General features: G+C 71.7%; 14 protein-coding genes. 12 read left to right on the plus strand and 2 right to left on the minus strand.

Annotated elements, in window-relative coordinates; genetic code table 11:
* Nucleotides 1–27 precede the first annotated feature (27 nt).
* Both mrdA and rodA read left to right on the plus strand, forming a co-directional pair.
* Nucleotides 28–2,178 (plus strand): penicillin-binding protein 2, encoded by a 2,151-nt coding sequence (gene mrdA / locus STRNI_RS27785; protein ID WP_026169393.1) that lies wholly within the window; start codon nt 28–30, stop codon nt 2,176–2,178.
* A 29-nt stretch (nt 2,179–2,207) separates the two neighbouring features.
* A complete protein-coding gene (rodA, locus tag STRNI_RS27790; RefSeq protein WP_229838225.1) occupies nt 2,208–3,389 on the plus strand; it encodes a rod shape-determining protein RodA in 1,182 nt (393 codons plus the stop codon).
* A gap of 6 nt (nt 3,390–3,395) precedes the next feature.
* Here rodA and STRNI_RS27795 read toward each other — a convergent pair whose 3' ends face one another.
* A complete protein-coding gene (locus tag STRNI_RS27795; protein ID WP_266442187.1) occupies nt 3,396–3,842 on the minus strand; it encodes an ATP-binding protein in 447 nt (148 codons plus the stop codon).
* Nucleotides 3,843–4,023: 181 nt separating this feature from the next.
* Here STRNI_RS27795 and STRNI_RS27800 point away from each other — a divergent pair, with 181 nt between their 5' ends.
* The 9 genes from STRNI_RS27800 to obgE all read left to right on the plus strand — a co-directional run bounded on the left by STRNI_RS27800 (nt 4,024) and on the right by obgE (nt 17,158).
* Nucleotides 4,024–5,700 carry a CYTH and CHAD domain-containing protein gene (locus tag STRNI_RS27800; RefSeq protein WP_277412228.1) on the plus strand — a complete coding sequence of 559 codons (1,677 nt, stop codon included), beginning with the start codon at nt 4,024–4,026 and terminating at the stop codon, nt 5,698–5,700.
* A gap of 195 nt (nt 5,701–5,895) precedes the next feature.
* Nucleotides 5,896–7,818: a TIGR03960 family B12-binding radical SAM protein gene (locus STRNI_RS27805; RefSeq protein ID WP_018088253.1), complete on the plus strand. Its 1,923-nt coding sequence runs from the start codon at nt 5,896–5,898 to the stop codon at nt 7,816–7,818.
* 154 nt (nt 7,819–7,972) lie between these two features.
* The gene (locus STRNI_RS27810; protein ID WP_277412229.1) at nt 7,973–8,545 is read left to right on the plus strand and encodes a GNAT family N-acetyltransferase; all 573 of its coding nucleotides are present in this window, start codon (nt 7,973–7,975) and stop codon (nt 8,543–8,545) included.
* Nucleotides 8,546–8,573: 28 nt separating this feature from the next.
* Entirely contained in the window at nt 8,574–9,782 is a 1,209-nt protein-coding gene (locus STRNI_RS27815; protein WP_277412230.1) for a hypothetical protein, read from the plus strand.
* 102 nt (nt 9,783–9,884) lie between these two features.
* Entirely contained in the window at nt 9,885–10,685 is an 801-nt protein-coding gene (locus STRNI_RS27820; RefSeq protein ID WP_277412231.1) for a TIGR03936 family radical SAM-associated protein, read from the plus strand.
* Between the two features lie 219 nt (nt 10,686–10,904).
* A complete protein-coding gene (locus STRNI_RS27825; protein WP_277412232.1) occupies nt 10,905–14,744 on the plus strand; it encodes an Rne/Rng family ribonuclease in 3,840 nt (1,279 codons plus the stop codon).
* 228 nt (nt 14,745–14,972) lie between these two features.
* Complete coding sequence (rplU, locus tag STRNI_RS27830) at nt 14,973–15,293, plus strand: 50S ribosomal protein L21 (protein ID WP_006605648.1); 321 nt, start codon at nt 14,973–14,975, stop codon at nt 15,291–15,293.
* Between the two features lie 14 nt (nt 15,294–15,307).
* On the plus strand, nt 15,308–15,565 hold the full coding sequence (gene rpmA / locus STRNI_RS27835; RefSeq protein WP_018088248.1) for a 50S ribosomal protein L27: 258 nt from the start codon (nt 15,308–15,310) through the stop codon (nt 15,563–15,565).
* A gap of 156 nt (nt 15,566–15,721) precedes the next feature.
* The gene (obgE, locus tag STRNI_RS27840; protein WP_018088247.1) at nt 15,722–17,158 is read left to right on the plus strand and encodes a GTPase ObgE; all 1,437 of its coding nucleotides are present in this window, start codon (nt 15,722–15,724) and stop codon (nt 17,156–17,158) included.
* 163 nt (nt 17,159–17,321) lie between these two features.
* Here obgE and STRNI_RS27845 read toward each other — a convergent pair whose 3' ends face one another.
* Nucleotides 17,322–19,409, minus strand: coding sequence for a hypothetical protein (locus STRNI_RS27845; RefSeq protein WP_148588728.1), 2,088 nt, complete (start codon nt 19,407–19,409; stop codon nt 17,322–17,324).
* A gap of 434 nt (nt 19,410–19,843) precedes the next feature.
* On the opposite strand from STRNI_RS27845, the gene proB reads away from it, so the two are divergent.
* The gene (gene proB, locus STRNI_RS27850; protein ID WP_086021795.1) at nt 19,844–20,962 is read left to right on the plus strand and encodes a glutamate 5-kinase; all 1,119 of its coding nucleotides are present in this window, start codon (nt 19,844–19,846) and stop codon (nt 20,960–20,962) included.
* Nucleotides 20,963–20,986: the final 24 nt, after the last annotated feature.

A 20,986-nucleotide genomic window follows, 5' to 3' on the forward strand; every position in this document is an offset into this window, starting at 1 on the left:
CGACCCCTCATGGAGGCGCTGCGCGCCATGAGTAATCTCCCGGAAACCCGGACCTCCCGGGTCAGCGTCCGGCTCATCGCGATCCAGATCCTGGTCTTCTCGCTGCTGCTCACCCTCGGCGGCCGGCTCTGGTATCTGCAGATCCGCAACGGCACGGAGTACGCCACCGAGGCGAGAAACAACCACGTCCAGCAGGTCATCGAGCCCGCCACCCGCGGCTCCATCCTCGACGCGCGCGGGGTGCCGCTGGCCGACAACCAGACCCGTCTGGTGGTGTCGGCCAGCCGTACCGAGCTGCTGAAGATGAAGGACGACGGCAAGGCCGTGCTCGGCCGGCTGGCCAAGGTGCTCGGCATGTCCGAGAAGGAGATCCGCAACAAGGTCCGGCTCTGCGACTCCAAGACGCCGCAGCCCTGCTGGAACGGCTCGCCCTACCAGCCGATCCCGATCACCGACGAGGCCACCACCCAGCAGGCCCTCCAGATCCGCGAGCGCTCCGAGGACTTCCCCGGCATCAGCGCCGAACCGACCGCCGTCCGCCGCTACGCCGCCCCGGGCAACGCCAACACCGCCCAGGTCCTCGGCTATCTCTCGCCGGTCACCGACGAGGAGATCAAGAAGGCCGAGCACAGCCGTTCGCCGCTGCTGCGCTCCGACCAGATCGGCCGGTCCGGCCTGGAGCGGACGTACAACGACGCGCTGCGCGGCAAGGCCGCCGTCACCCGCTACGAGGTCGACAACCTCGGCCGGGTCATCGGCCAGGCGAAGAGCGAGAAGGGCAAGGCCGGCGCCAGCGTCGTCACCAGCATCGACGCCCGGGTGCAGGGGCTGGCGGAGAAGCAGCTGGACCAGGCCATGAAGGACGCCCGTAAGCAGCACGACAAGAACACGGGCACCAACTACAAGGCCGACTCGGGCGCCGTCGTCGTCATGGAGGCGAAGACCGGCCGGGTGGTGGCGATGGCCTCCAACCCCACCTACGACCCCAACTCCTGGGTCGGCGGGATCTCGGGCAAGGACTACGCCCGCCTCACCGGCAAGGACTCCAACTACCCGCTGCTGAACCGCGCCATCCAGGGACAGGCCGCCCCCGGCTCGATCTTCAAGGTCATCTCGACCGCGGCCGCGGTCAACGCGGGCTATGACTTCAACGGCCACTACCCCTGCACCAGCTCGTACAGCATCGGCGGACAGGTCTTCAAGAACTTCGAGTCGCAGAGCCATGGCGCGATCAGCCTCGGCCGGGCGCTGGAGGTCTCCTGCGACACCGTCTTCTACAAGCTCTCGCACGACGAGTGGAGGAAGGACGGCGGGGACAAGCCGAAGAAGGGCGCCAAGAACTGGTTCTACAAGACGGCCCACCAGTTCGGCCTCGGCAAGGAGACCGGTATCGACCTCCCCAACGAGGTCACCGGCCGGGTCCCCGACCGCAAGTGGAAGAACGACTTCTGGAAGGCCAACAAGGCCGGCTGGTGCGAACAGGCCAAGGCCTGGCCGAAGAAGAAGGACTTCGGCACCAAGCTCGCCCGGGAGGGCTGCCTGGAGGGCATGAAGCTGCACGCCTACGACTCGATCAACTACGCCATCGGGCAGGGCGACACCCTCGTCACCCCGATCCAGATGGCGACCATCTACGGCGCGATCAGCAACGGCGGCACGCTCTACGACCCGACCGTCGGCAAGGCCGTCGTCAGTCCCGACGGCAAGCACATCCAGCGGATCAAGCCCCGCTCGCACGGCAGGCTGCCGGTGTCGCACAAGACCCTCGGGCAGATGGACGGCGCCCTCGCCGGTGTCGCCACCCGCGGTACCGCCGCCTGGCGGTTCGGCGGCTGGCCGCAGGACAAGATCCCGATGCACGCCAAGACCGGTACGGCCGAGGTCTACGGCAAGCAGACGACCTCGTGGTTCGCGACGTACACCAAGGACTACACGATCGTCATGACCATCTCCCAGGGTGGTACGGGCTCCGGCGCCTCCGGCCCCGCCGTGCGCAACATCTACAACGCCCTGTACGGAGTCGACGAAAAGGGCGGCATCGACCCGAAGGCCGCGCTGCTCCCGAAGCCGGAGGCCAAGCTGCCCAAGATCGAAACTGATGGCAGCATCCGGTCCCAGCCCATCAAGCCGTATGTCCCGCCGTCGCCGTCGCCGTCCGCATCGGAGAGCCCACAGTGACGACCAGCCACACCTCCCGGGCGTTCTCGATCCGGCGCTACACCCCCGAGCTCGGCACCTGGGGCAAGCTGACGGCGCGTGATTCGGTGCTGCGCAAGCTGGACTGGATACTGCTGTCGTCCTGTCTGGTGCTGTCGCTGATGGGCTCGCTGCTGGTCTTCTCCGCCACCCGCAACCGCACCGAGCTCAACCACGGCGACGAGTACTACTACTTCCTGCACCATCTGCTGAACCTCGGCATCGGCCTGGCGCTGGCCGGCGGCACGATCTGGCTCGGCCACCGCACGCTGCGCGGCGCCGTCCCGGTCCTCTACGCCCTCTCGGTCGTGCTGGCCCTGCTGGTGCTGACCCCGCTGGGTGCCACCATCAACGGCTCACGCTCCTGGCTGGCGATCCCCGGCGGCTTCTCCCTCCAGCCCGCCGAGTTCGCAAAGATCACCATCACGCTGGGCATGGCGATGCTGCTGGCGTCCCGGGTCGACGCGGGGGACCGCCCGCACCCCGACCACCGCACCGTCGTCCAGGCCCTGGGCCTGGCCGCCGTGCCCGTGGTCGTCATCATGCTGATGCCCGACCTCGGCTCGGTGATGGTGCTCGGCGCCGTCATCCTCGGCGTACTCCTCGCCTCCGGCGCCTCCAACCGCTGGATCCTCGGACTGGTCGGCACCGGTGTCGTCGGCTGTGTCGCCGTCTGGCAGCTCGGACTGCTCGACGACTACCAGATCGCCCGCTTCGCCGCCTTCGCCAACCCGAGCCTCGACCCGGCCGGCGTCGGCTACAACACCAACCAGGCCCGGATCGCGATCGGCGGCGGCGGACTGACCGGATCCGGTCTCTTCCACGGCAGCCAGACCACCGGCCAGTTCGTCCCCGAACAGCAGACGGACTTCATCTTCACCGTCGCCGGTGAGGAACTCGGCTTCCTGGGCGCGGGCCTGATCATCGTCCTGCTCGGTGTGGTCCTGTGGCGCGCCTGCCGGATCGCCCGCGAGTCCACCGAGCTCTACGGCACGGTCGTGGCCGCCGGCATCATCGCGTGGTTCGCCTTCCAGTCCTTCGAGAACATCGGCATGACCCTCGGGATCATGCCCGTCACCGGCCTCCCGCTGCCGTTCGTCTCCTACGGCGGCACCTCCATGTTCGCGGTCTGGATCGCGATCGGGCTGCTCCAGTCGATCCGGGTGCAGCGCCCGCTGTCGGCGTCCCGCTGACGCGGGTCAGTGCTTGAGGTGCAGCTCGAACCAGAACGAGGTGGACCGCGGCAGCCCCCCGAACGGGGTCGTGCCCCAGTCGTCGGCGAGATGGCCGGTCAGCAGCAGCCCGTGATCGGCCTCCTGCTCACCGGCCACCGCGGCCGGCCGCGGAATCCGCACCGGCGCCTCGTCGTGCACGCTGATCCGCAGTCCGTGCCCGGTGGTCAGCATCCGCAGCAGGATGTCCGCGGACCGTGGTGTGCGCAGATGGGAGCTGGTCACCGCCTCCGAGGTGAGCAGCAGGGCGGTGTCGAGAAGCGGGGCGAGGGGGCTGCGGCGCAGTACCGCGCGGACGAAGTCGCGGGCGGTCTTCGGGGCGAGGGGGGTGCTCGGTGCGGTCAGGAGGTGCGGGCGGGCGCCTGCCGCGACGCGGATGGACGGCCGGGTGACGGGTGCGGTCTGGGGGTGCACGGGTGTCTCCCTCCCCGAAGGGGTCGAGTGAGCGCCCATTACCACTCTGCGTGGCGGGCTCGTTACGTACCGTAAGTCACGCTGTGCGGCGAGTGCCACCCGCTCCGGCGGATTCCGGCCCCGTGGCCGCTCCCCGCTCCGGCGGGTGGTCCCGGCCGGAGTGGGTGACTAGATTCGATGCATGGCGGACACCGTGCGGGAAATCGAGCGGAAGTACGAAGCCGACAACGACACCCAGCTGCCCGACCTGGCCGGGATCGGCCCGGTCGCCGCCGTGGCGGAGGCGGGCACCGAGGATCTTGACGCCCTCTACTACGACACCACCGGTCTGAGCCTCGCCGCCGACGGCATCACGCTGCGCCGGCGCACCGGCGGCAGGGACGCCGGCTGGCATCTGAAACTGCCGGTCGCGCCGGGGGTGCGGGACGAGGTGCGGGCGCCGCTGTCCGATGTGCCGCCCCCGGAGCTGACCGCGCTCGTCCGGTCGCGGGCGCTGGACCAGGAGCTGGTCCCCGTCGTACGGCTGCGGACGCGGCGCACGGTCCGGGTGCTGCGGGACGCCGCGGGCACTCCGCTCGCGGAGGTGGCGGAGGACGCGGTCCACGCGTGGCCGGCGGCCGGGGCCGTCGGCGCCGGGGAGTCCGGAGCGGGGCGTGCCGGGGCCCGCTGGCGCGAGATCGAGGTGGAGCTGCTCGGGGAGGGCGATACCGGGCTGCTGGACGAGATCGGCCGGGCGCTGGCCGCGGCCGGGGTGCGTCCCGCCTCCGCGGCGTCGAAGCTGGCGCGGGCGCTGGCCGAGACGGGCCAGGGCCGCGGCGGGGCCGCCGCACCGCACACCGCCGGGCCGGACGGGCGGCGCGCCGACGGCTCCGGCAAGGCCGCGGCCAAGGCGAAGTCCAGGGCGAAGTCCAAGGGCAAGGGCAAAGCCGCGGCCAAGGGCAAGGGCAAAGCCGCGGGCGCCGGGAAGAAGGGGCCGACCGCCGGGGACGTCGTGCTGCGCTATGCCCACGAGCAGGTGCGGGCGATCATCGAGCTGGAACCCGCGGTGCGGCGGGACCTGCCCGACGCGGTGCACCAGATGCGGGTCGCCACCCGCCGGCTGCGCAGCGCCTTCCGCTCGTACACCAAGGTGCTCGACCGCGCCGTCACCCGGCCCATCGGCGTCGAACTCAAGTGGCTGGCAGCGGAGTTGGGGGTGGAGCGGGACCGCGAGGTGCTGACCGGGCGGCTCCAGGAGGCGCTGGCCGGGGTGCCCGGGACGCTACGGCTCGGCCCGGTCGACGCCCGGCTGCGCATCTGGTCCGAACGGCGCCGGGCCGGCGCACGGGACCAGCTGCTCGCCGTCCTGGACGGGCCGCGCCATCTTTCGCTGCTGAAGAGCCTGCACGCCTTCCTGGAGGAGCCGCCGCTGCGCAAGGCCGCCGGCCGCCCGGCGGCCGAGGTGGTGGCCGGGGCGGTGCTGAAGGACTACCGGCGGCTGGCCCGCCGTACGGAGGCCGCGCTGGCGGCACCGGCCGGGCGGGAGCGGGACGAGGCGCTGCACGGCGCCCGTAAGGCGGCCAAGCGCACCCGGTACGCGGCGGAGGCGGCCCGCCCGGCCCTCGGCCGGCCGGCGAAGAAGTTCGCCAAGCGGACCAAGCGGGTGCAGCAGCTGCTGGGGGACCACCAGGACAGCGTGGTGGCGCGTGCCACACTGCGCGAGCTGGCGACCCAGGCGCAGCGGGCCGGTGAGGGTGGCTTCACCTTCGGTCTGCTGTACGGGCGCGAGGAGGCCCTGGCCGCGGACCGGGAGCGGGCGCTGCCGGACCTGTGGCGGAAGGTCTCGCGCCGCAAGCACCGGGCCGCGCTCCGGCCGTGATCTGCCGGGTGCGCGAGGATTGTTCGGTGCACGACAGCCCCGCCCGGCGCGGAGACGGTCCGCCGGGGGGCAGGCACAAAGCGCGCGGCCCCTGTGCTGCCCGCCACCGCGGGGGTGTCCGGCCGCCGTGCGAAGGGGGTGGTTGCGAGCAGTTACGCTTGAGAGTCGCCCCCCGCCAGCTCACGAAGGTTCGAGATGTCTGCCGAGTCGGTCTTCCCACAGCTCGAGGCCCTGCTCCCGCATGTGCAGAAGCCCATTCAGTACGTCGGCGGTGAGCTGAACTCCACCGTCAAGGACTGGGACTCCTGTGATGTGCGGTGGGCGCTCATGTACCCCGACGCCTACGAGGTCGGTCTGCCCAACCAGGGCGTCATGATCCTCTACGAGGTCCTCAACGAGCGCGAGGGCGTGCTGGCCGAGCGCACGTACAGCGTGTGGCCGGACCTCGAAGCGCTGATGCGTGAGCACCGCGTCCCGCAGTTCACGGTCGACGCGCACCGCCCCGTCGGCGCCTTCGACGTGCTCGGTGTCTCCTTCTCGACCGAGCTGGGGTACACCAACCTCCTCACGGCCCTGGACCTGGCCGGTATCCCCATGGAGGCCAAGGACCGTACGGAGGACCACCCGATCGTCCTCGCCGGCGGCCACGCGGCGTTCAACCCCGAGCCGATCGCGGACTTCCTGGACTGCGCCGTCGTGGGTGACGGCGAGCAGGCGGTGCTGGAGATCACCGAGATCATCCGCGCCTGGAAGGCCGAGGACCGGCCCGGCGGCCGCGACGAGCTGCTGTTCCGCCTCGCGAAGACCGGCAGCGTCTACGTCCCCAAGTTCTACGACGTCGAGTACCTGGCCGACGGGCGGATCTCGCGCGTCGTGCCGAACCGCTCCGGCGTCCCGTGGCGGGTGTCCAAGCACACCGTCATGGACCTCGACGAGTGGCCCTACCCCAAGCAGCCGCTCGTCCCCCTGGCCGAGACCGTCCATGAGCGGATGTCGGTCGAGATCTTCCGTGGCTGCACCCGCGGCTGCCGTTTCTGCCAGGCCGGCATGATCACGCGTCCCGTACGGGAGCGAAGCATCACCGGCATCGGCGACATGGTGGACAAGGGTCTGAAGGCCACGGGATTCGAGGAGGTCGGCCTGCTGTCGCTGTCCTCCGCGGACCACACCGAGATCGGCGATATCGCGAAGGGGCTCGCCGACCGGTACGAGGAAGACAAGATCGGCCTGTCGCTCCCGTCGACCCGGGTCGACGCGTTCAACGTCGATCTTGCCAACGAGCTGACGCGCAACGGCCGTCGCTCGGGTCTGACCTTCGCGCCCGAGGGCGGCTCGGAGCGGATGCGCAAGGTCATCAACAAGATGGTCTCCGAAGAAGACCTGATCAGGACCGTCTCCACGGCCTACGGCAACGGCTGGCGGCAGGTGAAGCTCTACTTCATGTGCGGTCTGCCGACCGAGACCGATGAGGATGTGCTCCAGATCGGCGACATGGCCGTCAAGGTCATCGCCGAGGGCCGCAAGGCCTCCGGGCAGAACGACATCCGCTGCACGGTCTCCATCGGCGGCTTCGTCCCCAAGCCGCACACGCCCTTCCAGTGGGCGCCGCAGCTGTCGGCGGAGGAGACGGACGCCCGTCTCGAAAAGCTCCGGGACAAGATCCGCGGCGACAAGAAGTACGGCCGCTCCATCGGCTTCCGCTACCACGACGGCAAGCCCGGCATCGTCGAGGGCCTGCTCTCGCGCGGCGACCGCCGCGTCGGCTCGGTCATCCGCGCCGTCTACGAGGGCGGCGGCCGCTTCGACGGCTGGCGTGAGCACTTCTCCTACGACCGCTGGATGAAGGCCGCCGAGGAGACGCTGCCCGCCTTTGGCGTCGACGTCGCCTGGTACACCACCCGTGAGCGGGAGTACGAGGAGGTCCTGCCCTGGGACCACCTGGACTCCGGTCTCGACAAGGACTGGCTCTGGGAGGACTGGCAGGACGCGCTCGACGAGACCGAGGTCGAGGACTGCCGCTGGACCCCGTGCTTCGACTGCGGCGTCTGCCCCCAGATGGACACCGAGATCCAGATCGGCCCGACGGGCAAGAAGCTGCTTCCGCTGATGGTGAAGTGACCTAGGCGGAGCCGACGGTCGTTCCCCGCGGACGCGGGGGTGATCCGCTGCTTCCGCCGACCGTCGTCAAGTGGCGCTCTCCGTACGCCTCTTCGGCCCGGCCCCCGCACCGTGCGGGTGGCCGGGCCGTGGCGTACTCCCGCACAATGAGGCGATGTCGGCACAACTCATCGCTCCCACCGTCGCCGTCCACGCTTCCTTCCTCGCCGCGATGGACGAGTTCCTGGCCGAGGGCGCGGACTCCGTCCAGGGCTCCAGCATGGCCCACGAGCTGCGGACCTGGCGGGGCCGCTGGGCGACCGCGGACGGCTTCGCGGAGTACGTCGGCACGGTCGGCGGGGTCATGGACCACGAACGCCCCGACGGTGTGGTCCCCTTGAGCACCCGCTGGTGGGTGGACGGCGACACCTACCTGGGGCGCATCGCCTTCCGCCACCGGCTCACCCCGTCCCTCCTCACCTGGGGCGGCCACATCGGCTACGGCGTGCGCCCCGGTGCCCGACGCCGCGGCCACGCCACCGCGATGCTGCGCGCCGCACTGCCGGTTGCCCATCACGAACTGGGCATCGACCCGGTGCTGGTCACCTGCGACGACACCAACACCGCCTCGCGTAAGGTCATCGAGGCCTGCGGCGGGATCTTCGAGGACCAGCGGGACGCCAAGCTGCGCTACTGGATCCCCGCGGCCGCGGCCACCGCCGGGCAGCAGCCGCAGCGGCGCATCTGACGTACCGAAGCACAAGGGGGAGGGCCGCATGGAGCCCACCGACAACGACCGGCGGGTGCCGGACCGTTACGAACCGGGCGAGGGCTGTCTTACCACCGCGGTCCGGCTTCCGGTACGGATCGTGGTGCTGGTGCTCGTGGTGCCGGTGCGCCTGGTGTGGGACGCGCTCGCCGCCCTCGGCCGGGCCTTCCACCGGACCGCGCTGCGCCCCCTCGGCCGCGGTTTCGCCTGGCTGTGGCGCACCCTCGTGGTGATACCCGTGACATGGACCTGGCGCACCCTCGTGGTGGCCCCGCTGTCGTGGCTCTGGCGCACGCTGGCCGTCGCTCCGGCGGTCTGGCTGTGGCGGTACGCGCTCACACCCCTCGGGCGGGGACTCGCCTGGCTGGTGCGTGGACTGGGTGTGGCGCTGGTGTGGTTGGGCAAGGCGTTGTTCGTGTGGCCGTGGGTGGCGTTGTGGCGGTATGTGCTGGCGCCGGTGGGCCGGGGGACCGCCGTGGTGGTGGCGTGGTTGGTGCGGTATCTGGTGGTGGTGCCCGCCCGGTGGCTGTACGCCGCTGTGCTGACGCCCGTCGGGCGGGGACTCGCCTGGCTGGTGCGTGGACTGGGTGTGGCGCTGGTGTGGTTGGGCAAGGCGTTGTTCGTGTGGCCGTGGGTGGCCCTGTGGCGGTATGTGCTGGCGCCGGTCGGTCGGGGGATCGCGGTGGCGGTGGCGTGGTTGGTGCGCTATCTGGTGGTGGTGCCCGCCCAGTGGCTGTACACGTCCGTGCTGACGCCCGTCGGGCGCGGTATCGCCTGGCTGGTGCGCGGGCTCGGCACCGTTCTCGCCACCCTCGTCCGGTGGATCGTGGTCGTGCCGCTGGTCGCCCTGTGGCGGTATGTACTGCTGCCGGCCGGGCGGGCGCTGGCCGCCGTGGTGACGGTGGTCGTCCGCGAGGTCGGGGCGGCCTTCGGGCACTGCTGGCGGGTCGCCGGGATCATCTCCCGGGCCATCGGCCGGTTCCTCGGCACGCTGCTGCGGTGGGTCTTCGTCGAGCCGGTGCGCTGGGTGTACCGCACCGTGCTCACCCCGCTCGGCCACGGCATCCGTGACGGCATCTGGAAGCCGGTCCGGCAGGCGCTGCGCACCGCCCGCGAGACCGTGCGGCAGACCCGTCAGGAGCTCCGGCGCGCCCTGTTCGGTGCCCCCAGGGAGCCCCGGCGCGCGGCCGCTGTTCCGCCCCGACGGGAACCGTGAGCCCCCGGGGCACGTACTCTTGGTAGCAGTACGACCGCACTCACGAAGGACTGAACGACACTGGGCAAGCGACAGCCCGAAGGCCCGCCGCCCGCACCGGCGGTGCAGCGCATCCGACTGCGCTACACCAAGCGCGGCCGCCTCCGGTTCACCAGCCACCGCGACTTCCAGCGCGCTTTCGAGCGGGCGCTGCGCCGCGCCGAGGTCCCCATGGCCTATTCGGCGGGCTTCACCCCGCACCCCAAGGTGTCGTACGCCAACGCCGCCCCGACCGGTACGGGCAGTGAAGCCGAGTACCTGGAGATCCAGCTCGCCGAGCGCCGCGATCCGGACAAGCTTCGCGAACTCCTCGACGAGTCGCTGCCGGACGGGCTCGATGTGATCGACGCCGTCGAGGCGCGCACCAGTGGCCTGGCCGACCGCCTCCAGGCCTCGGTGTGGGAGATGCGGCTCGACGGGGTCGAGCCGGAGGCGGCCGGGCGCGCCGTCGAGGCGTTCCTCGCCGCGGAAGAGGTGCAGGTCGAGCGCCGGACGAAAAACGGCATGCGGGCCTTTGACGCACGGGCCGCGGTGGCGCGTCTGGAGGCCACCGGTCGCGAGGGCGATAGGCCCGACGGCAATGCCTGTGCGATACTGCGGCTGGTTGTTCGGCATCTGACACCTGCCGTTCGACCCGACGACGTCCTGTCCGGCCTCCGAGCTACGGCCGACCTGGCGCCGCCGGTCCCCGCAGCGGTGACCAGGCTGGCGCAGGGGCTGCTCGATGAGGAGACCGGCGCGGTGACTGACCCGCTAGCGCCCGACCGCGACGCTGCCACGGCCGCCCCACCCACGGCCGCCGGGCTGAGTGCCGCGAAGGCGACGAGTGGGGCCTCCCCGGCAGCCGGGGAAGGTACTGCGTAGGAGCGCCGTCGTCGCGTCGCCGATCAACCAGGGAGCCACCCCGGTCCGGCAGACGCACTGACCAGGAGACTTTCGCCGGTCCCGCCCTACGGGGGCCGACGAGCGAGACGACAGCTCCCGTGCGGCGCCCACGCCCCGGACAGCGGGACCGCGCTCATCACGCGGACCGCGACCGGAATCAGGCGCGGCGCCCGGGAGCGTGACGGGAGAACCGCCCGCATGCTCGAGCCCATTGAGCCCACCCGATCCACGAATTCCCAGGATCGCGGTGCTGACGACAACCACTCACCCAGTGACACGCTGCCGCCGCGCCGACGGCGCCGCGCGGCATCCCGGCCGGCCGGTCCGCCGGCGGCCGGTGCCGCCGCCGAAGCCGCGGTGGTGAGCACCGAGGCCACCGCCGCGTCCGCGGCCGATCCGGCCCTCGACGAGGAGACCACCGCATCCGCGGTGACCACCGGCGAGGAGGCCAAGCCGGCCCGTACCCGCCGCCGGGCGACCCGCAAGGTCACCTCTCCGGCCGGCGCCCCGCAGCGGGCTGCCGACGAGCCGGACACGACACCGGCCGCCGAAGCCGAGGCCGAGACCGCCGAGGCCGAGACCGACCAGGCCCCGGCCGCCGCCGTCGAGACGCCCGCCGAGGCGCCGCAGGAGGAGGAGGCGGCACCGCGCCGCACCCGCCGCCGTGCGACCCGCAAGGTGACCGCCCCCGCCGGCGCCCCGCAGTCCGAGGCCGCCCCGGAGCCCGTGGTCGCCGAGGCGCCCGCGCCCCTCGCGCAGCCCGTCGAGGCCGCCGCGGACGTCGCTCCGGCCACCGCCGAGGAGAGCGAGGAGGCGGCACCGCGCCGCACCCGCCGCCGGGCCACCCGTAAGGTCACCGCTCCGGCCGGCGCCCCGCAGGCGAGCGCCGCCGACGAGGCCGCCCCGGCCGAGAGCGCCCCGGCCGCCCCTGTCGCCGAGGAAGCGGCCCCCGCGCCCGCCGAGGACGCCAAGCCCGCCCGGACGCGTCGCCGCGCCACCCGTAAGACCACCGCCCCCTCGGACGCGCCGCAGGCCGCCGAGGAGGCCGAGGAGCCCGCGGCAGCGGAGCCCCAGGAGGCACCGGTCGCCGAGGCACCGGCCGCCGAGGACCGGACCGCCGAGGCGCCCCGCCGCCGGGCGCGCCGCCGTGGCGAGCGTGCCGCGGAGCCGGCCGCCGAGGCGCCCCGCACCGAGGAGGAGCCCGCCACGGCGGCGCCGCAGCGCGGCCGTCGCCGTGCGCAGCGGCCCCCGACCGCCGTCTTCCAGGCGCCGGTCTTCACCGAGCCGATGTTCCAGACGCCGGAGACCGCGGCCGCCGCCGCTGCCGCGGCCCGCCAGGAGGAGACCGTCGTCACCGAGCCGGTCGCGGAGGAGCAGCCCGCCGCGGGTTCGCGCCGCCGTCGCCGTCGTGGTGCCCCGGCCGAGCCCGAGCAGGTGTCCGCGGCCCCGGCCGAGGAGCCGGTGGCCGAAGAAGCCGCGGCAGCGGCCGAGCCGGAGACTGAGCAGGCCGAGAGCGGCCACGGCGAGGACGAGTCCGCCGACCGTCCCTCGCGCCGCCGCCGCCGTGGTGGCCGTCGCCGTCGTCGCGGTGAGTCCGCCGAGGGCGCCGACGAGCAGGCCGCCGACGAGCGGGAGGCCCCGGAGACGGAGGCCGAGGAGACCGAGGAGCAGGGGCAGCCGGAGGCACACGAGGACGAGGAGCCGTCGGGCGGCGGGTCCAGCAGCAGCCGCCGTCGCCGTCGCCGCCGCCGTCGTACCGGTGAGCCCGCCGAGGTCGAGGCCGGCAGCGCCGACGACCCGGAGCGCACGGTCGTCAAGGTCCGTGAGCCCCGCAAGAAGGACGAGAGCACCAGCGCCGACGAGGTGCAGTCGATCAAGGGGTCGACGCGTCTGGAGGCCAAGAAGCAGCGCCGCCGTGAGGGCCGTGAGCAGGGCCGCCGCCGGGTGCCGATCATCACCGAGGCGGAGTTCCTGGCCCGCCGCGAGGCCGTCGAGCGGGTGATGGTCGTCCGCCAGAGCGGCGAGCGCACCCAGATCGGCGTTCTTGAGGACAACGTGCTCGTCGAGCACTTCGTCAACAAGGAGCAGGCGACCTCGTACGTCGGCAATGTCTACCTCGGCAAGGTGCAGAACGTCCTGCCGTCGATGGAGGCCGCGTTCGTCGACATCGGCAAGGGCCGTAACGCCGTGCTGTACGCCGGTGAGGTCAACTTCGAGGCGCTGGGCATGGCCAACGGCCCGCGCCGGATCGAGACCGCGCTGAAGTCCGGCCAGTCCGTGCTGGTGCAGGTCACCAAGGACCCGATCGGCCACAAGGGCGCCCGGCTCACCAGCCAGGTCTCGCTCCCCGGCCGCTACCTGGTCTACGTGCCCGAGGGCTCGATGACCGGTATCAGCCGCAAGCTCCCCGACACCGAGCGGGCGCGGCTGAAGCAGATCCTCAAGAAGATCGTCCCCGAGGACGCGGGCGTCATCGTGCGCACCGCGGCGGAGGGCGCGAGCGAGGAGGAGCTGGCGCGCGACGTCCAGCGCCTGCAGGCCCAGTGGGAAGAGATCCAGAAGAAGGCCAAGAGCAGCAGCTCCAGCGCGCCGACCCTGCTCTACGGTGAGCCGGACATGACCGTCCGGGTCGTCCGCGACATCTTCAACGAGGACTTCTCCAAGGTCATCGTCAGCGGTGACGACGCCTGGGAGACCATCCACGGCTATGTCGCGCATGTCGCCCCGGACCTCGTCGACCGGCTCCAGAAGTGGACCTCGGACGTCGATGTCTTCGCGACGTACCGCATCGACGAGCAGCTGATGAAGGCGCTGGACCGCAAGGTCTGGCTGCCCAGCGGCGGTTCGCTGGTGATCGACCGGACCGAGGCGATGATCGTCGTCGACGTCAACACCGGCAAGTTCACCGGCCAGGGCGGCAACCTGGAGGAGACGGTCACCAGGAACAACCTGGAGGCGGCCGAGGAGATCGTGCGCCAGCTGCGGCTGCGCGACCTCGGCGGCATCATCGTGATCGACTTCATCGACATGGTGCTGGAGTCCAACCGGGACCTGGTGCTGCGGCGCCTGCTGGAGTGCCTGGGCCGGGACCGGACCAAGCACCAGGTCGCCGAGGTCACCTCGCTCGGCCTGGTCCAGATGACCCGTAAGCGGGTCGGCCAGGGCCTGCTGGAGTCCTTCTCCGAGTCGTGTGTGCACTGCAACGGCCGTGGCGTCATCGTCCACATGGACCAGCCGGCGGCGGTCGGCGGCGGTGGCAAGCGCAAGAAGAAGGGCAAGGGCGCCCAGCCCGAGCCGCATGTCCACGAGGCCGAGGCCGTCGAGCCGACCCCGGACGGCGCCGAGCCGGAGCTGGAGCCCGTCCCCGTGACGGAGGCCGAGCTGCAGCCCGCGGTTGCCGAGGCCGAGGAGTGGTTCAGCAGCCCGGCCGAGGCCGAGGCGGCCGCCGGGCGTGGCCGTGGCCGCCGCCGGGTGAGCCGGAAGGTGTCCGCTCCGGCGGGCGCCCCCAAGGCGGCCACGGAGGCCACCGAGATCGTCGTGCCGGCCGAGCCGGTGGCGGCGCCCGAGCCGGAGCCCGCTCCGGAGCCGGTCGCCGAGGCGCCGGCCGCGGAGCCCGCGCCGGCCCGTCCGCGCCGTCGGGCGACCCGTAAGGTGACCGCCCCGGCGGGCGCCCCCAAGGCCGCCGAGGAAGCCGCCGAGATCGTCGTGCCGGCCGAGCCGGCGCCGGCGGCGGAGCCGGTCACCGAGCCGGCGTCGGCCGAGTCCGCGGAGCCCGTCGAGGGCGCCGGGGCGGAGGCGGAGCCCGCGGCCAAGAAGACCGCGAAGAAGGCGACGACGAAGAAGGCGGCGGCCAAGAAGACCACCGCGAAGAAGACCACGGCCAAGAAGACGGCGGCGAAGAAGACCACCACCGCCAAGAAGGCCACGGCGAAGAAGACCACCGCGAAGAAGACGACGACGAAGAAGGCGGCGGCCAAGAAGACCGCTGCCGCCGAGCAGCCCTCGGTGGCGTCGGTGTCCGCTTCCGCGGAGGACTGAGCACGTACGGCCGTGCCCCGGACCAGCAGGTGGTCCGGGGCCGGTTTGACCCCCTGGTCAAGGCCCCGTAATCTTGACCGTCGGTGTCTGTGACACCAAACCCCTGAGCAAACACCTCTCGGTCCGCCGAGGGAGGCCGCTCGTCCACTCGGATTCCACGGGCCCTATCCCGAGCCCGTGTGAGCGGCTGGCATCAGAGGATCCGTTCCTAGCGAAAGAGAGTTCCGCGTGTACGCGATCGTGCGCACCGGCGGACGCCAGCAGAAGGTTGCTGTTGGCGACGTCATCGAGGTTGACCGCATTTCCACCAGCAAGGTCGGCGACACCGTCGAGCTCTCCACGCTGCTGGTTGTCGACGGCGACTCGGTCACCAGCGACCCGTGGGTCCTGGCCGGCGTGAAGGTCCAGGGCGAGGTCGTCGACCACCACAAGGGCGACAAGATCCGGATCCAGAAGTACAAGAACAAGACCGGTTACAAGAAGCGGATCGGCCACCGCCAGCTCCACACGGCGCTGAAGATCACCGGCATCGACGCTCCGGCGAAGTAAGGGACTGAGGAGACATGGCACACAAGAAGGGCGCATCGTCCACTCGGAACGGTCGCGATTCCAATGCTCAGCGGCTCGGCGTGAAGCGCTTCGGCGGTCAGGCCGTCCTCGCCGGTGAGATCCTGGTCCGCCAGCGTGGCACCCACTTCCACCCGGGCACGGGCGTCGGCCGCGGCGGCGACGACACCCTGTTCGCCCTTGCTGCCGGTGCGGTGCAGTTCGGCACCCACCGTGGCCGCAAGGTCGTGAACATCGTTCCGGTCGCCGAGTAATCACGGCCTGACCGGGCGATAGCTCAGCATCAGCATCACTCAGGGGCGGACCGCCTTTTCCCGCGAGAGCGGGAAGGCCGGTCCGCCCTTGCGTGTTAGTACAGAGACATTCGCAGTACAGCGACATACCCGTAGTTATCTGGAGGCACCCCCACCATGACCACCTTCGTGGACCGCGTCGAGCTGCACGTCGCCGCGGGTAACGGAGGCCACGGCGTGGCCTCCGTGATGCGGGAGAAGTTCAAGCCGCTGGGCGGCCCGGACGGCGGCAACGGCGGCCGCGGCGGTGATGTGATCCTGGTCGTCGACCAGGACGTCACCACGCTTCTCGAATACCACCACCACCCGCACCGCAAGGCCACCAACGGCCAGCCGGGCGCGGGCGACAACCGCTCCGGCAAGAACGGCCAGGACCTGGTCCTGCCGGTCCCCGACGGCACGGTCATCCTGGACCGCCAGGGCAATGTGCTCGCCGACCTCGTCGGCCAGGGCACCACCTTCGTCGCCGGCCAGGGCGGCCGCGGCGGCCTCGGCAACGCCGCGCTGGCCTCCGCCCGCCGCAAGGCCCCCGGTTTCGCGCTGCTCGGCGAGCCCGGCGAGGCCCGCGACATCGTGCTGGAGCTCAAGACCGTCGCGGACGTCGCGCTGGTCGGCTACCCGAGCGCCGGCAAGTCCTCGCTGATCTCGGTGCTCTCCGCAGCCAAGCCCAAGATCGCCGACTACCCCTTCACCACCCTGGTGCCCAACCTCGGTGTGGTGACGGCCGGTTCGACGGTCTACACGATCGCGGACGTCCCCGGTCTGATCCCCGGCGCGAGCCAGGGCAAGGGCCTGGGCCTGGAGTTCCTGCGGCACGTCGAGCGCTGCGAGGTGCTCGTCCACGTCCTGGACACCGCGACCCTGGAGGCCGACCGTGACCCGGTCTCCGACCTCGACATGATCGAGGAAGAGCTCAAGCAGTACGGCGGCCTGGACAACCGGCCCCGGATGGTCGTCCTCAACAAGATCGACGTCCCGGACGGCAAGGACCTCGCCGACATCATCCGCCCCGACCTGGAAGAGCGCGGCTACCGCGTGTTCGAGGTCTCCGCGGTCGCCCACATGGGCCTGAAGGAGCTGTCCTTCGCGCTCGCCGACGTCGTCTCCAAGGCCCGCGCCGCCAAGCCCGTGCAGGAAGCCACCCGTATCGTCATCCGGCCCCAGGCCGTGGACGACGCCGGCTTCACGATCACGGAGGAGGGCGAGAACTTCTTCCGCGTGCGCGGCGAGAAGCCCGAACGCTGGGTCCGCCAGACCGACTTCAACAACGACGAGGCCGTCGGCTACCTCGCCGACCGTCTCAACCGTCTCGGTGTCGAGGACGCGCTGCGCAAGGCGGGCGCGCACGCGGGCGACGGCATCGCCATCGGCCCCGAGGACAACGCCGTCGTCTTCGACTGGGAGCCGATGATGGCGGCCGGCGCGGAGATGCTGGGCCGGCGTGGCGAGGACCACCGCCTGGAGGCGCCCCGTCCGGCCGCGCAGCGCCGCAGGGACCGGGACGTGGCGCGGGACGAGGCCGACCAGGAGTACGAGGGCTTCAAGCCCTTCTGACGGCCCGCCCGGCGGACTGCGGCACCCAAGAACGCGGCACCGGAGAACGCGGCACCGGAGAACGCAGCACCGAAAACGGGGAAGGCCCCCGGGAGGAGATCCTCCCGGGGGCCTTCCCCGTGCTCGTCGCCGCTGTCGAGGCCGTGAACGGCCCGCTGCGGGCCTAGACGGCGGCCGTGGCGTCCGAGGCGCCGTTGGCCTTGTCCTCGGCCGTCTCGGAGGCGTCCATGTCCTCCTGCGAGCGCTGGCCGGGGATGCCGGACAGCCGGTTCTCCATCCGGACGCGCCGCTCGTCGGCCTTGGCGGCCAGCGCCAGCGCGGCCTGGTTGAAGCGGACCGACGACGGCGGGTCCGACGGGCCCAGCAGATGCTCCTTGAGCTCGGCCCGCTCCCCGGCCAGGGTGTCCTTCTCCGGATTGCGGACCGCGTCGAGGAGACCCGCCACACCCTCCGCCTCCGGCGTGAGGATCGTCGCCGCCCGCACGGTCGGGAAGTTCACCCGGAAGTCGTCCTCGCTCATGCCCGAGGTGTTGGCGACCGCGTAGGGCTTCTCGCTGGTCAGGTAGTCGGAGACGACGCTGGAGACATCGCTGATCAGCACATCGGCCTGGTTGAAGCAGCTGAAGATGCCGGGGCGGGCGGTGGTGATGATGCGGTGCTCCCACTCGGGGAAGGAGTTCCAGTACGCCTCCTCCCAGGCGGTGACGGCCGCCGCGACGGCGGCGGCGCGGCCCTCCTCCGGGGTGCCCTGCAGCCGCATCCGCTCCAGCTCGTCCGCGCTCTTGCGGAACGCGGAGGTGGTCAGCGCGTTCAGCGCGTCGGTGCACCGGGCCAGCTCGGCGGCGGCCTCCGGGCCGGGCTGCGCCCCGCTGCGCCGGGCGTTCGCCTCCGTGATCATCGCCTGGATGCGGGTGTTGGCGGCGCCCGCACGCGGGTCCACGGAACCGGTCATCGGGTGCGGCTTGTACAGCAGCCGCACGTTCTCGTCGGCGAGCAGCTCGCGGACGATGTTCTCGCCCGCCAGGATCACCGAGGTGTTGCCCGGGTTGCCGTCCCAGCCCTCCCAGGTCGGGGCGTACAGCACGGTCGTCAGACGGCCGGCCGGGGCGCCCGCGTACGGCTGGATCGGCGCCAGTTGGGGGCGGCCGACCTCGATGACGTCCTTGTCCTCGACGCCGATGTCGGCGAGCTGGTAGCGGTCACGGGCCGCCGGGCCCGCCACCCATACCTCGTCGTACGCCTTCGCGTACGGGTTGCACGAGGACAGCTTGTCGCTCTCGCCGTGGTTGGTGAAGGCGTGCTTGATGGACGGGATGCGCAGGATCTGCGAGGTCTTGCCGGAGTTCGCCGGGTGCAGCAGCACCTTGAGCGTGGAGTGCTCCAGCCGCATCAGGTTGGCGACCTTGGGGATGCAGACGATCGGCACGTCCGTGGCCTCGATCTTCTGCACCATGAAGCGCTCACGGAGCACGATGATCGGGTTGCCGTCCAGGGAGGCGAGGGTGCTCAGCCACATGTTGGCCTGGTAGGCGGAGGAGGAGCCGCCGGAGAAGTACATACCGACCGTCGGCCGGTACTCCGCCAGCCAGTTGTCCAGCCACTCCAGCGCCTGCTTCTCGCTGGCCACGCGGTGCTTGGGCAGCAGCCAGGTGCCCAGGTAGAGCGTGCCGCCGGCGGACAGGGCCAGGGAGACGGCCAGGCCGATGCCGCCCCAGTACGCGTCGGTGGTGATCGCGGTGAGCATCATGCCGGTCGTGGTGGGCACCGAGAAGCGCAGCAGGCGCCGGCCCGTCTGGCGGGAGAGGATGCGCGGCGGGGCATCGCACAGCCGCAGCGCGCTCGCGTCGATGTTGCGGGTGACGAACGGCATGCTGCGGGTCCGGCGGACCAGCACCGCGACCGCCTGGCACACGAAGTGGGTGCCGTAGAAGAGGAGCAGCGTGATGGTGAGCGGCGCCTGCTCCTCGAGCGGGTTGATGCCGTCGATGTGCAGCAGGCCGACCAGTATCAGCATGTCGCGCAGCAACTGGCGCACCGTGACATCGAACCGGATCCGGCCGAGCACCGCGAGCAGGCCGGGCTGCTTGTGCTGGAGGACCAGGTCGAGACCCAGGTTGACCACGGATGCGGCGATGAACAGCGGGATGACGGGCAGCAGCGCACCGAGGAGCTGCGCGGTGAAGGCGACCATCATCGCGAAGAGGGCCGCGAGCTGTACGGCTCGGCGGGGGACGATTCCGGCGGAAGGCACGGGGGAGGGCTCCTGGCAGCACGAAAGGTCAGGGGGAGGCCGAGGGGGGCGGCCGGGTCCCGCGCTGCGACGCCGCCGGAGCGGCGAAACGGGACCGATGGACACCCGACCGTATGACCTTGTTGGCCTTGGTGACAATCTGCTGTGGCTCTCATCACCGCGAAAGCGGACCAATCGAACGCAACCCGTTGGCCTCGGCTTCCCTCTTAAGGAAAACCTCGTGAGGTAGCGGGCGAACGGGATGCGCGGCCCCTATTCTGCGCGATTCCTCCGCGCGCCGTGACCGGCCTGACGTATCTCACACGGCGTCCGCCAGGCGATATCACGAAGCGCCCGTGGCCCGCCCTGCCGTAGATTGCGCCCGTAGGGCCGTGGTGCGGGTCGAGCAGTGATCCCCGTACGGCGGTGGGATCGGCGAGCACAGGGGTACGCAGGTGGCAGGCGCAAGGCAGGACGTGAAGGACGCCCGCCGGATCGTGGTGAAGGTCGGCTCGTCGTCGCTGACCACGGCCGCGGGGGGACTGGACGCGGACCGCGTCGACGCGCTGGTGGATGTGCTGGCCAAGCACCAGGACAAGGAGATCGTGCTGGTCTCCTCCGGCGCCATCGCGGCCGGTCTGGCGCCCCTGGGGCTCGCCAAGCGGCCCCGCGACCTGGCCCGGCAGCAGGCCGCCGCCAGCGTCGGCCAGGGCCTGCTGGTCGCCCGCTACACCGCCTCCTTCGCCCGCTACGGCCGCCGCGTCGGCCAGGTCCTGCTGACCTCCGACGACACCAGCCGCCGGGCCCACTACCGCAACGCCTACCGGACCCTCGACCAGCTGCTGGCCATGGGCGCCGTACCGATCGTCAACGAGAACGACACCGTCGCCACCGACGAGATCCGGTTCGGCGACAACGACCGGCTGGCGGCCCTGGTCGCCCATCTCGTCCGCGCCGACCTGCTGATCCTGCTCTCGGACGTGGACGGCCTCTACGACGGCGATCCGGCCACCCCCGGCACCTCCCGGATAGCCGAGGTCCACGGGCCCAAGGACCTGGAGGGCATCTCCATCGGCAGCGCGGGCAAGGCCGGCGTCGGCACCGGCGGCATGGTCACCAAGGTCGAGGCGGCCCGGATCGCGGCCGCGGCCGGCATCCCGGTCGTCCTGACCTCCGCCGTGCACGCCGCGGAGGCCCTGGCCGGCGGCTCGACCGGCACCCACTTCCTGCGCACCGGCCGCCGCTCCGCCAACCGGCTGCTGTGGCTCGCGCACGCCTCCACCCCGTGCGGGGCGCTCGTCCTGGACGACGGGGCGGTGCGGGCCGTCGTCGAGCGCCGCTCCTCGCTGCTGCCGGCCGGCATCGCCTCGGTGGAGGGCGATTTCTCCGCCGGCGACCCGGTCGAGCTGCGGGACGGCGAGGGCCGCGCGGTCGCCCGCGGCGTCGTCAATTTCGATGCCCGGGAAATCCCCCGTTTGATTGGCCGTTCGACCCGCGATCTCGCCCGCGAGCTGGGCCCCGCCTATGAGCGGGAGGTCGTGCACCGCGACGATCTGGTGCTGCTGCACCGCTGAGGGCCCGCCCCCGGGCCGACGTCC

Origin of the sequence: Streptomyces nigrescens (genome assembly GCF_027626975.1) — a bacterium.
Classification (GTDB): domain Bacteria; phylum Actinomycetota; class Actinomycetes; order Streptomycetales; family Streptomycetaceae; genus Streptomyces; species Streptomyces nigrescens.